The sequence below is a fragment of the Domibacillus epiphyticus genome, from assembly GCF_001975785.1.
GTDB classification, from domain to species: domain Bacteria; phylum Bacillota; class Bacilli; order Bacillales; family Domibacillaceae; genus Domibacillus; species Domibacillus epiphyticus.
This window is the reverse complement of record NZ_MSFI01000006.1, coordinates 106,794-118,286: the sequence shown is the minus strand read 5'-3', so window position 1 is coordinate 118,286 and position 11,493 is coordinate 106,794. Positions and strand designations below refer to the sequence as shown.

12 protein-coding genes and 2 riboswitches are annotated in these 11,493 nt (G+C 43.5%); of the genes, 4 read left to right on the top strand and 8 right to left on the bottom strand.

All coding sequences use genetic code 11. From position 1 onward, the window contains the following. Positions 1 to 81: 81 nt before the first annotated feature. A riboswitch (cobalamin riboswitch) is annotated at positions 82 to 268 on the bottom strand. Positions 269 to 402: 134 nt separating this feature from the next. After that, a complete protein-coding gene (locus tag BTO28_RS17070) occupies positions 403 to 579 on the top strand; it encodes a hypothetical protein (RefSeq protein WP_158068779.1) in 177 nt (58 codons plus the stop codon). A 65-nt stretch (positions 580 to 644) separates the two neighbouring features. On the opposite strand, the gene rraA is transcribed toward BTO28_RS17070, so the two are convergent. Further along, on the bottom strand, positions 645 to 1,118 hold the full coding sequence (rraA, locus tag BTO28_RS03770) for a ribonuclease E activity regulator RraA (protein ID WP_076764169.1): 474 nt from the start codon (positions 1,116 to 1,118) through the stop codon (positions 645 to 647). A gap of 113 nt (positions 1,119 to 1,231) precedes the next feature. Here rraA and BTO28_RS03765 point away from each other — a divergent pair, with 113 nt between their 5' ends. Then, positions 1,232 to 1,567 carry a general stress protein gene (locus BTO28_RS03765; protein ID WP_076764167.1) on the top strand — a complete coding sequence of 112 codons (336 nt, stop codon included), beginning with the start codon at positions 1,232 to 1,234 and terminating at the stop codon, positions 1,565 to 1,567. Here BTO28_RS03765 and pabC read toward each other — a convergent pair. From pabC to BTO28_RS03745, 4 genes are all read right to left on the bottom strand, one after another. Then, entirely contained in the window at positions 1,536 to 2,372 is an 837-nt protein-coding gene (gene pabC, locus BTO28_RS03760; protein WP_076764166.1) for an aminodeoxychorismate lyase, read from the bottom strand. The genes BTO28_RS03765 and pabC overlap by 32 nt on opposite strands. Next, a complete protein-coding gene (pabA, locus tag BTO28_RS03755) occupies positions 2,357 to 2,947 on the bottom strand; it encodes an aminodeoxychorismate/anthranilate synthase component II (protein WP_076764164.1) in 591 nt (196 codons plus the stop codon). Before pabA ends, pabC begins: the two co-directional genes overlap by 16 nt. Then, positions 2,944 to 4,314, bottom strand: coding sequence for an aminodeoxychorismate synthase, component I (gene pabB, locus BTO28_RS03750; RefSeq protein ID WP_076764162.1), 1,371 nt, complete (start codon positions 4,312 to 4,314; stop codon positions 2,944 to 2,946). The genes pabA and pabB overlap by 4 nt, the downstream gene beginning before the upstream one ends. Before the next feature lie 64 nt (positions 4,315 to 4,378). After that, on the bottom strand, positions 4,379 to 4,894 hold the full coding sequence (locus BTO28_RS03745) for a class I SAM-dependent methyltransferase (protein ID WP_076764160.1): 516 nt from the start codon (positions 4,892 to 4,894) through the stop codon (positions 4,379 to 4,381). Between the two features lie 73 nt (positions 4,895 to 4,967). Continuing rightward, a riboswitch (SAM riboswitch) is annotated at positions 4,968 to 5,069 on the bottom strand. Between the two features lie 99 nt (positions 5,070 to 5,168). On the opposite strand from BTO28_RS03745, the gene BTO28_RS03740 reads away from it, so the two are divergent. Further along, positions 5,169 to 5,945, top strand: a complete 777-nt coding sequence (locus tag BTO28_RS03740; RefSeq protein ID WP_076764158.1) for a carbon-nitrogen family hydrolase — start codon at positions 5,169 to 5,171, stop codon at positions 5,943 to 5,945. A gap of 98 nt (positions 5,946 to 6,043) precedes the next feature. On the opposite strand, the gene metA is transcribed toward BTO28_RS03740, so the two are convergent. Both metA and BTO28_RS03730 read right to left on the bottom strand, forming a co-directional pair. Continuing rightward, on the bottom strand, positions 6,044 to 6,952 hold the full coding sequence (gene metA / locus BTO28_RS03735) for a homoserine O-acetyltransferase MetA (protein ID WP_076764156.1): 909 nt from the start codon (positions 6,950 to 6,952) through the stop codon (positions 6,044 to 6,046). 239 nt (positions 6,953 to 7,191) lie between these two features. Continuing rightward, the gene (locus tag BTO28_RS03730; protein ID WP_076764154.1) at positions 7,192 to 9,348 is read right to left on the bottom strand and encodes a DNA topoisomerase III; all 2,157 of its coding nucleotides are present in this window, start codon (positions 9,346 to 9,348) and stop codon (positions 7,192 to 7,194) included. A 255-nt stretch (positions 9,349 to 9,603) separates the two neighbouring features. On the opposite strand from BTO28_RS03730, the gene BTO28_RS03725 reads away from it, so the two are divergent. Further along, the gene (locus tag BTO28_RS03725; protein ID WP_076764152.1) at positions 9,604 to 10,053 is read left to right on the top strand and encodes a C40 family peptidase; all 450 of its coding nucleotides are present in this window, start codon (positions 9,604 to 9,606) and stop codon (positions 10,051 to 10,053) included. A 39-nt stretch (positions 10,054 to 10,092) separates the two neighbouring features. Here the strand turns inward: BTO28_RS03725 and BTO28_RS03720 are convergent, their stop codons facing one another. Beyond that, entirely contained in the window at positions 10,093 to 11,418 is a 1,326-nt protein-coding gene (locus BTO28_RS03720) for a hemolysin family protein (protein WP_076764150.1), read from the bottom strand. Positions 11,419 to 11,493 lie beyond the last annotated feature (75 nt).

Here is an 11,493-nt window from a genome sequence, read left to right as displayed (position 1 = left end):
AAATAAAAAACACCTCTACGTGGAAGAGGTGTGTGAAAGACAGTCTGAACCGTCCGTCACACCACCTATCCGCGTAGGTTGTATGGTGCTTTGATCCGGGCAGGTCTCCTGGCTCATGTTCATCACAAAAAAGGCGCCTTCCCGTGCGTTTGCACAGTGGCTAAGTGCCTATTGCTCCCATTTACAGTGGCGGGACCGCGCTGGGTTTTAACCAGCTTCCCTTTTAAGCAACCGACTTCTCGGCTTCACCTGGACTCATTTTTATGAATGTTTTCCGTCATGAAACATTATACATGAAAAGAAAGGACAAAGGATTACTTTCTGAAACTTCAGTTTTTTAGAAATGAACATGTTTATTGTTTACGAAACGTAGAAGATAAGAATTAAAGGGAGGCGTTTACAGTGGGACCATTAACTGTTTTTGCTCTTTTTGTTATGATTCTCTTTGTTGGCTTCTTTCTCGTTTATTTTCTTCGAGGAACACTGGATTCTAGTGACTCACACCGAATCGACAGTTTGCCGGACAATCCTCACGTCTTTTCGGATAAACGTGATCCATTCCCCGATGAAAAACTGTAAATGTACCGACAGTCAACTTCAGGTTTGCGCAGCCGTGTTAATCGGCTGCGCCTGACAAATAGTTATCAAAGTTTTTGTTCCGCTACGACAACCCCATCTTCGTCTGCATAAACATAGTGTCCCGGAACAAATGCCGCATCCCCGAAATTCACAGGGATATCGCGTTCCCCTTCACCTTTTTTAATACTTTTAAAAGGATTACTTCCAAGTGCCAGTACGCCAATGTTTTGTGTTGCGAGTTCCGCTGTATCGCGAACGCAGCCGTTGACAATAATTCCAGCGATTTTTCGCTCTTCTGCAATAGCTCCCAGCAAATCGCCAACGAGTGCACAATTTTTGGATCCACCGCCATCGACAACGAGGACATGACCTTCTGGAATCGTTTTGAGTGATTCTTTTACTAATACATTATCTTCAAACACTTTCACCGTTGAAATCGGCCCTTCAAATTGTTTCTTTCCCCCAAAAGATTTCAATTCCATCCGGCACAACGTCAATTCATCTGCGTAATCATCACATAAATCCGCTGTTTTTACCATGTTTCATCCCCCTTTTCGCTTATTACTTCGACAAACAAAGTCAAATTCCTGTCGGGTTTTCAAAATCAACGTTAAGGGAAAAGAACAGAAAACGACTTAACAGGAGAGATTCCATGAAATATGTTATTGGTTTATTTGACAGTGAAATTGATGCAATTCGAAAAATAGAAGATTTAAAAGTAGAGGGATACGATCCAAGACTTATCACAGCGCTGGCAAAAGATGCGGATGTGTATTTAACCATCCAAAACCGAACTGAAGCAGACGTCGAAACAGCAGGACCGTCGATGAAAGAAAAACTCAAATCGATCTTTTCAGGAGAAAAACCAGTGAAAGATACATTGATTAACTTTGGATTATGTGAAAAAGATGCCGAAAAATATCACGAAGCGATCGCAAAAGAAAAAGTGCTGCTCGTCACAGACGAACAGCCTCCCGGTACCGTGTAAATAACTCATTCACTGCCGCGCCATCTGCACCTGGCAACGGCTTATTTCCGATCTCTGACAACGGCACAATTTCTTGGATTGAATTGGTGACAAACACCTCATCCGCCGATTCCACTACTTCCGGTACATACAATCCTTCTTCTACATTCACACCTGACTCGCCGGCGATTTTCATGACAAACCGGCGTGTCACACCATCTAAAATGCCTGTTTCAACCGATGGTGTATAAAGCGTGTTTTTTTTCATCCAGAAAATGTTGGACACGACCCCCTCTGCCACATATCCGGACTCCGTTAAAAACAATCCTTCCACACCCGGATCATCTCCTGCTTCCCGTTTACCAAAGACATTGTTTAAATAGTGATGGGATTTAAAGCGGCTGCCCCCTTCTGGACTATTGCGCGGTGTTTCAAGCCATTTTCCTCGCTTTACTGCAAGAGATGCCGCCGGACCAAGACTTTTTTGAAAGGCGATGATGTTCGGTTGCGTATAAGGCTTTGTCTGCAAGCCGATGTTTCCTTCACCCGCCGACACGTTCAAACGAATATACGCGTTTTTCCATCCATTTGCCTCTTCTAAAAGGGCAATAATCTGCTTTACTTCCTCGCGCGTGAATTCAAACACGATATTCAGTTTACGCAGACTATTATTCAATCGATCTATGTGTTCATCAAGTAAAAAGAGCTTCCCGTCATAAGTACGAAATGTTTCAAACACACCGATTCCGTATAAAAATCCGTGGTCAAAAGGGGAAATGCGGACTTCTTCATTGCGTATGATTGTGCCATTTACGTACGTGTACATGCTTTGCCTCCATAAGTGGAAATAAAGTTTTGGAGCAATTCCTTCCCGCATTCGGTCATGATCGATTCCGGATGAAATTGAACCGATTCCACATCGAGTTCTTTATGGCGGATCGCCATAATTTCGCCTTCTTCTGTCCACGCAGATACCTCAAAACAGTCCGGCAGCGTTTCCTTCTTAACGATAAGTGAATGGTAGCGCGTTGCACGAAATGGGTTCGGCAATTCTGAAAAAATCGTTTTTCCGTCATGGAAAACAAGCGATGTTTTGCCGTGCATAAGACGTTCAGCACGAATAACATCTCCGCCGAGTGCCTGGGCAATCGACTGCTGGCCAAGGCACACGCCAAAAAGCGGCACCTTTCCAGAAAACGCCTTAACTGCGTCCAGACTAATTCCCGCCTCATCTGGTGTACACGGACCAGGTGAAATCATAATGACATCTGGATTCATGGACGCAATCTCTTCAACCGTCACCTCGTCGTTGCGGCGCACAACAAGTTCATGCCCGAGTTCACCAAGATACTGCACAAGGTTGTAAGTAAATGAATCGTAATTATCAATCATGAAAATCATCGCTGTTCCTCCGCCAGTTCCATCGCTCTTAACATAGCCGCTGCTTTTTTAAGAGATTCTTTATATTCATATTCCGGTTTCGAGTCAATGACAATACCCGCACCTGCTTGAACATACCCATGACCATTTGCCGCAAGCATCGTCCGAATGACTATGTTCAATTCCATATCACCGTTGAATCCAATCCAGCCAATTGAACCTGTATATATACCGCGGCGCACTGGTTCGAGCTCTTCAATAATTTCCATTGTCCTCACCTTTGGGGCACCTGTTATTGTGCCGCCAGGGAATACTGCATCAATGACATCGGCGTTCGTTTTGCCATCCGCGAGCTCTCCCCGCACGTTCGAAACAATATGCATTACGTGTGAATACTTTTCAATGACCATGAATTCGTTCACATCAACTGTACCGTAACGCGATACGCGTCCAAGATCATTTCTCTCTAAATCCACGAGCATCACATGTTCTGCCCGCTCTTTTTCATTATGAACCAGTTCCGCTGCGAGCCGTTCATCTTCTGCATCGTCCTTGCCCCGCGATCTCGTACCAGCGATCGGGCGCGTCGATAGCTCTTTGCCATCTTTTTTCACAAGCAATTCCGGCGAGCCGGAGACCACTTGAAAATCTGGCGTATGAATGTACCCCATATACGGTGATGGATTCAATTCACGGAGTTTTGCATAAACAGCCAGCGGCGGCACATCGAGCTGTTTTGATCGCCGCACCGATAAATTCACCTGAAATACATCACCTGCGGCAATATATTCCCGTACTTTTTCGACAGCCGATTTAAATTGTTCCTCCGGAAATGAAACGTCTGTTTTCTCTTTTAATTCACCTGATGGCCATGTGACCGGTTGAGCCAGATCGAGCCACTGTTCGTAAAATTCCTCAAGCCCATCTTCATTTTCGCCCATTTTCATCACATACAATTCGTTCGTGTGATGATCAAATGCGGTCCATTTTTCAAACAGCAGAAACTGAATATCAGGAATTCCGATGTCTTCTATTGCCGTTTCCGGAAGTGATTCAATGAACCGGACGTAATCATAGCTGATCCAACCGACCGCTCCGCCTTGAAAGTCCGGAAGGTCTTCCCTCTTCGGAATCTTCCGCTCATCCAAAATCCGGATGAGCTGATGAAGCGGATTTCCTTTGTATATTTTCTCTTTTCCTTTTTCCTGAAGAAGAAGACCTTCATCAGTAGAAGATGCAATAGCAGATGGATGAATGCCTGCAAAGCTGTATCGCCCACCCCGTCCGCTTTCAAGCAGCGCATGATGCGTTTCGTTTTTTGTGAGGGCTGTATATTGATTGAAAAATTGATCTTTATCGTAACTGGTTTTTCGGTAAAAAATATTCACGTGGTGCCACCTTTCGGATCATTGTTGCTTTTATCATAATACGGCATAACGTGTTTGAAAATGGTTATTTTACGGCAATAAATCGATTCACTGTTACCGGATATTTTGCTGCTGCAAGTTCTGTCCAGCCATTTAAAACAGCTTCTTTCGCTGTCTCTGCTGACAGCTGATGAAATAAAATCGTCTTAAACCCTGCTGCTTTCAGCCGTTCCCAGTATCGGGGAAACGTTTCCGCGTATGGATAATCTGATGCGGATGGCAGCGAACTGGATTCCGCAAAGTCAACGACAAACCGTCCGCCTGTTTTCAGTGCGTCATATGCCTTCGATGTCCATTGCGCTCCTTCCGCATATTCATGAATCGAAAGGGGTGCCGCTACTGTATCAAAGTTACCATCTCTTGCCTGTGTAAAAGCGGCAACTGGCAAAACCACTGCCCCTGCATCAGAACATCGCGCAGTGAGGGTAGCCGATCCGCCGATCACCATGATCCGTTCTCCTGGCTGCGGCTGAATCGTGTTGTATAAGTTACCTGCTGTAATTTTCAATTCTTTTTCCTGTTGTTTCTCTGCGATGACCATACTTTTTCCTCCCTTGAAAATCAGAAAATTAAAAACCCCTCTTCTCGAATAAGAAGAGGGGCATTGTCGTATCTTCTTATCTCCCAGCCGAAACTGCAAGAATTAGCACCGTGCCTATAAAAGGTCGGTTGCCGGGCTTCATTGGGCTTGTCCCTCCACCTGCTCTTGATAAGATATATAAAATTGTCCGTTTATTGTTAAACAGGATTATGACACGTTTCATTTTCACTGTCAACCATGATACAATTTTTGAAAAGAAGCGGAGGATAGAGTTATGAAAATATCATGTTTACAAATGGATATCGCATTTGGCAGCCCGCATGTAAATTATGAACGGGCAGCTTCCTTGTTGGAGCAAGCTCATAAAGCCGGATGCAAAATCGCTGTATTGCCCGAGTTATGGACGACCGGCTATGATTTAACTCGTCTTGATGAGATTGCAGATAAAAATGCAGCAAAAGCGAAAACATTTTTGTCTGACACCGCAAAAAAATACGGCATGCACATTGTTGGCGGCTCCGTTGCAAACGATACGGAAGACGGTGTAAAAAATACGATGATTGTTGTAAACAACAAAGGTGAAGTCGTAAAGGAATACAGCAAGCTTCATTTGTTCCGCCTGATGAATGAAGAAAAATATTTAATTGCTGGTGACGAAGATGGATTGTTTGAGCTGGAAGGTGAAAAGATGGCCGGCTTTATTTGCTACGATATCCGTTTTCCTGAATGGTTCCGGAAACAAGTATTAAACGGCGCCCGCGTCCTGTTCGTTCCTGCTGAGTGGCCGCTTACACGTGTTGATCACTGGCGAACACTCCTCATTGCCCGGGCGATTGAGAACCAGGCCTATGTTATCGCGTGCAACCGCTCAGGATCCGATCCGGATAATAAATTTGCGGGCCATTCGATGATCATTGGTCCATGGGGAGAAGTCATTGCTGAAGCAGGAGAAGCGGAAGAGTTACTAGTCGGAGAAATTGACTTTGCATTTATTAAAGAGATCCGAAGCCGCATCCCGGTATTTGAAGACCGACGTGAATCATATTATTAATGCTGAGCGCCCCGATTAAATCGGCGGCGCCTTTTCTTTTATTTTTCATCAAAAAAACCCGTCCACTAGCTGTGAACAGGTTTTTGAGCCTTACTCTTTCATTTCCACTCATACGGCGTCTGCTGGTAAACGTAGTAGTTTAGCCAGTTGGAGTAGAGTAAATGAGCATGTGACCGCCATTTGTTCGGCGGTCGTTTCGTCGGATCGTCATCTGGAAAATAGTTTTCCGGCATAGCAATATCGACTCCTTTTGCAAGATCGCGCTCATATTCTTCCGCAAGTGTTGTCGCGTCATATTCAAGATGGCCTGTAATCATGATGTTTCGGGCATCCTTTGACATCATAAGAAGCGGACCCGCATCAGGCGACGAGGCGAGCAAGATTAAGTCTTCATGTGCTTCAATCGCTTCTATGCTCACATCTGTGTATCGAGAGACCGGCGAGAAAAATTCGTCATCAAATCCGCGCAATAATTTAATTGTCGGATCGGTTATCGAATGCTTGAATACACCGGAACATTTTTTAGGCAGTTCAAATTTCCCAATGCCATAATGATGATAAAGAGCGGCCTGTGCCCCCCAGCAAATGTGAAGTGTAGACGTCACATTTGTTTTTGCCCAGTTCATAATATCCTGCAATTCCGCCCAGTAATTGACGTTTTCAAATTCCATCAGCTCAATTGGCGCGCCGGTAATGATTAAACCATCATAACGGCGGCTTTTCGCCTCTTCAATTGTAATGTAAAATTGCTCAAGATGTGATTTACTTACATTTTTTGACTCGTATGTCGCTGTATATAAAAACGAAACATTCACCTGCAGCGGCGTGTTTCCGAGCAGACGCAGCAAATGGGCTTCTGTTTTTTCTTTTTCCGGCATTAAGTTCAGAATGAGAATATTGAGCGGGCGGATATCCTGCATCCGGGCACGATCCGCATCCATAATGAAAATATTCTCTCTCTCAAGAACCTCACGTGCCGGCAGCTGATATGGTATATTAATCGGCATTTGATTACCCCCCTTGAATTTTTACTAAATAGCGGCGTCGCTTGTCCATTCGCGGTATACGCCTGGATTGAACAAAGGCAAAATAAGCGCTCATCATCGGCACCTTTGTAACTCATATCGTGAGTGCCTTGATAACGCCCGTCGCTAGATACAGTATACTAATTATAGGCACCTTTTTCGAAAAAAAACAACCGTTCCTAATCATTATTTTCCAATAACAATTAGAAACGGCTTTCGATTTATAATTTCAAATTTTTCAGCGCATCAGCAAGTGCCGTATTGATAGGTTCATCGTTACTTTGCTTTTTCAAATATTGATTGACATCGCGTTTGTTCGCGGCACCTTTCCCGCTTTTTTGTTTCCGTTTTTCAAATGCAGACAGTTTTTCACGGTATCCGCATTTGCAGACAAACAGCCTTCCTTCTCCTTCGCCCCGCATTTCCATCTTTTTATGACAGTTCGGGCAGCGTGCATTCGTCAAGCGGGCAACCTGCTTACGATGACCGCATTCGCGATCCTGACAGACAAGCATTTTGCCTTTTTTCCCGTTTACCTCAAGCAATAATTTCCCACAGTCCGGGCACTGCTTTCCACTGATGTTATCATGCTTAAATTTAGCATCGCTATTTTTAATTTCATTCGTCACATCTTTTGCATAACGGCGAATGTCCGTCATAAACGACTCGAATTTTAGCTTGCCTTTTGCAATCGCATCAAGTTTTTGCTCCCAATCGCCTGTAAGTGCCGGTGTCTGCAAGTCTTCGGGTACAATATCAAGCAGCTGTTTCCCTTTCGACGTAACACGAATATTTTGCCCCTGTTTTTCGATTAAAAATGTATTAAACAGTTTGTCTATTACATCTGCTCGTGTCGCTACTGTTCCAAGTCCGCCTGTTGCAGTGAGCGTTTTCTTCAATTTCTGGTCATCGGCACTCATAAATTTCGCTGGGTTTTCCATCGCAGACAGTAATGTGCCTTCGTTAAAATAGGGAGGCGGTGCCGTTTCGCCTTCAGTCCCCTTTACGGAGCTAACCTCAAGTTCCACTCCTTTTTGTACAGAAGGAAGGGATGGCTCTGCATCGTCATCGTATCCGTACACCTCTTTCCAGCCTGCCGATTTGACAACATTTCCTTTCACCGAAAATGTTTCACTGCCTATTTTCGCTTCAACAGTCGTCTGTTCATATTCATAAGGCGGCATTAAAACGGCTAAAAAACGCTTCACAATTAAATCGTAAATTTTTCGCTCTTTATCACTTAATTCATTTAATAATGGCGGCTGCTCGGTCGGTACAATCGCATGGTGATCACTTACTTTTGCGTCATTAATAAAAGACTTGGCCGGTTTAATCCCCCGCCGCAAAACTTTTGACGCAAATGGTGTGTATGGACGCACTTCAACCGCTTCAACACGTTCTCTTAATGTTGACACCATATCTTCCGGCAAGTAACGGGAATCCGTTCTCGGATAGGTTACCAGCTTATGGCGTTCATATAAATTTTGCATGGCATTCAATGTTTCTTTTGCCGACATACCAAATAATTTATGCCCGTCGCGCTGCAGCTCAGTTAAATCGTATAGTTCAGGTGCAAAAGATTTTTTCGCTGTCATCTTTACATCCGTTATGACCGCTTTTTTTCCTTGAAGTGAATGTAACAGTTCATCCCGTTTTTCTTTTAAAAACGTTTGACTGTTCCCTTTTGCGTCCTTCCACGTCAGCTTCATGCCGCCTGCGGATGCTTGTATGCCGTAAAAGCTTTTCGGCTGGAAGTTTTTAATTTCCTCTTCCCGCTTCGCTATAATCGCTAGCGTCGGGGTCTGCACGCGTCCGCATGACAACTGAGCATTGTATTTTGTCGTCAGAGCCCGTGTCGCGTTAATGCCGACAAGCCAATCTGCTTCTGCTCGGGCAACAGCGGAACGATATAAATTTTCGTAGTCACGTCCATTGCGTAAATTTTTAAATCCTTCTTTTATCGCTTTGTCAGTGACCGAAGAAATCCAGAGCCGCTTCACCGGTTTTTTCGCATGTGCTTTCTCAATAATCCAGCGGGCTACAAGCTCTCCTTCCCGCCCGGCATCCGTAGCAATAACGATTGAGCTTACGTCTTTTCGAGTCAGCTGTGCTTTCACTGCATGAAATTGCTTGCTCGTCTGGCGAATGACAACCGTTTTTAATTGATCCGGCATAAGCGGCAAATCGGCGATATTCCATGTCTTATACTGGTCACCGTAACCTTCTGGATCCGCATGCGTTACAAGATGGCCAAGCGCCCAAGTGACAATATATTGGCTTCCTTCTAAAAATCCGTTCCCTTTTTTGCTGCATCCGAGAACGCGGGCAATGTCGCGGGCAACAGATGGTTTTTCTGCAAGTACAACTGTTTTGCTCATTCGAACATTCCTTTCTTCCTTTTCCTTCACATATTATATCATACCGGTAATTGTTATCCTGAAATAACAATACGAAAATATAACGCAATTTGATTGACTGTTAGAGAGCCTCTCAAGATCTTAAAATCGTTATTTGTAATAGAACTGTAACAAGAATAAAACCTATGTGTAACTCTATGAGCAGAACTTTCTGATATATTTACATTAATAAATAAGGACCGTTTTGAAGCGGATGATCTGACCGGAGGGGCTATATTGAAAAAATTGTTATTTGTTATTCTTAGTACTTGTTTCATGATTTTCGGTGTCATTGCACCTTCACAGCAAGCTGAAGCAGCTTATTCAGCTGGTGTAACGATTAAAGAAGCAAAAAAACATATTGGCACGCCTTATAAATTTGGCGGTACAACCCCGGCCGGTTTTGACTGCTCAGGATTTATTCAATACGCACATAAAAAAACAGGTTACTCATTGCCGCGTACAGCTGCTGAAATGTACAAAAAAGGAAAAGCTGTAGCGAAATCCAAAATGGAGCCTGGCGACTTAATGTTCTTTACTACATATAAAAAAGGTGCCTCTCATGTTGGCATTTATCTTGGTAATAATCAATTCATTCACGCTTCTTCTTCAAAAGGCGTGACCATCGATAAAACATCTAATTCATACTGGAATAAACGTTATATCGGTTCTAAAACACTTGATTAACGATTAAAAGGAGCGGCGCTGTTGCGCCGCTCCTTTTAATTATTCCGTAATTAATTCTTCTTCCGGTTTTGATTTTGCTTTTTTTGCTTCTATCGCATGAATGTGGTGTCCTTCAGCGTCACGAATAATGAACTCGTACCCATCCTGCACAATCGAGTCACCCAATTTTACGTCAATGTTTTCGGTAAGTGCCCAGCCGCCAAGTGTATCGACTTCCTCATCAGACAAATCAGTGCCCAGTAAATCATTGACCTCAGATACAAGAACACGGGCATTGAACAAATAATTTTTTTCTCCTAATTTCTGAATTTCCGGCTTTTCATCCGAGTCAAATTCATCACGAATATCTCCGACAATTTCTTCTAAGATGTCTTCAACGGTTACAAGTCCGGAGGTTCCGCCGTATTCATCCATTAAAACAGCCATGTGAATCCGCTCTTTTTGCATTTTCAATAGCAAATCATGAATCGGAATGGTTTCAATTACACGGATTACCGGCTTTACAAACTCTTCCAATGGCCGGCTGCGGTCACTATCACGGTTTAAGTAATAAGATAACAGCTCTTTCATATTAATCATGCCGAGAATGTTATCTTTGTCCCCATCATCAACCGGGTAGCGTGTATATTTTTCAATTTTGATTATTGATGTGATTTCATCCCATGTTAATTCTTTCGATAACGTAATCATGTCTGTGCGCGGCACCATGATTTCTTTGGCAACCCGTTCATCAAATTCAAAAATACGGTCGACATATTTATATTCAGATGGGTTGATTTCACCACTTTTCAAACTTTCTGATAAAATAATCCGCAGCTCTTCTTCTGAATGAGCGATTTCATGTTCCGAAGCTGGTTTCAACCCAAACAGCCCGACCAAAAGACGCGCAGAACCATTTAAGATTTTAATAAACGGATACATGACTTTATAAAAAAGAATGATTAAGGGTGCAAATGTCAACGTTATCAATTCCGCTTTTTGAATAGCGACCGTTTTTGGCGCAAGCTCCCCAACGACAACGTGCAAGAACGTGACAAAAGAAAACGCGATCGCAAAGGAAAGAATACTTGCAAGCGCCGGCTCAACTTCAAGTCTCTCAAACAGCGGATGAAGAATTTTTTCAACAGTCGGCTCCCCAAGCCACCCTAGTCCAAGCGCTGTTACGGTAATGCCGAGCTGACAGGCGGATAAATATTCATCCAGGTTCTTGACGACTTTTTTCGCCGCTTCCGCCCGCTTATTCCCTTCTTCGATCAGCTGGTTAATACGTGACATACGCACTTTTACGATGGCAAATTCAGTTGCGACGAAAAAGCCGGTTAGTACGATTAATAAGGAAAATATAAGTAAATTAACGAATATCAATATACGGAAAAAAACAGATACTCTGTTTTTCCCCCTCACCTCCCGGGTCAAAAAATAACGTGTTAATTCTATACC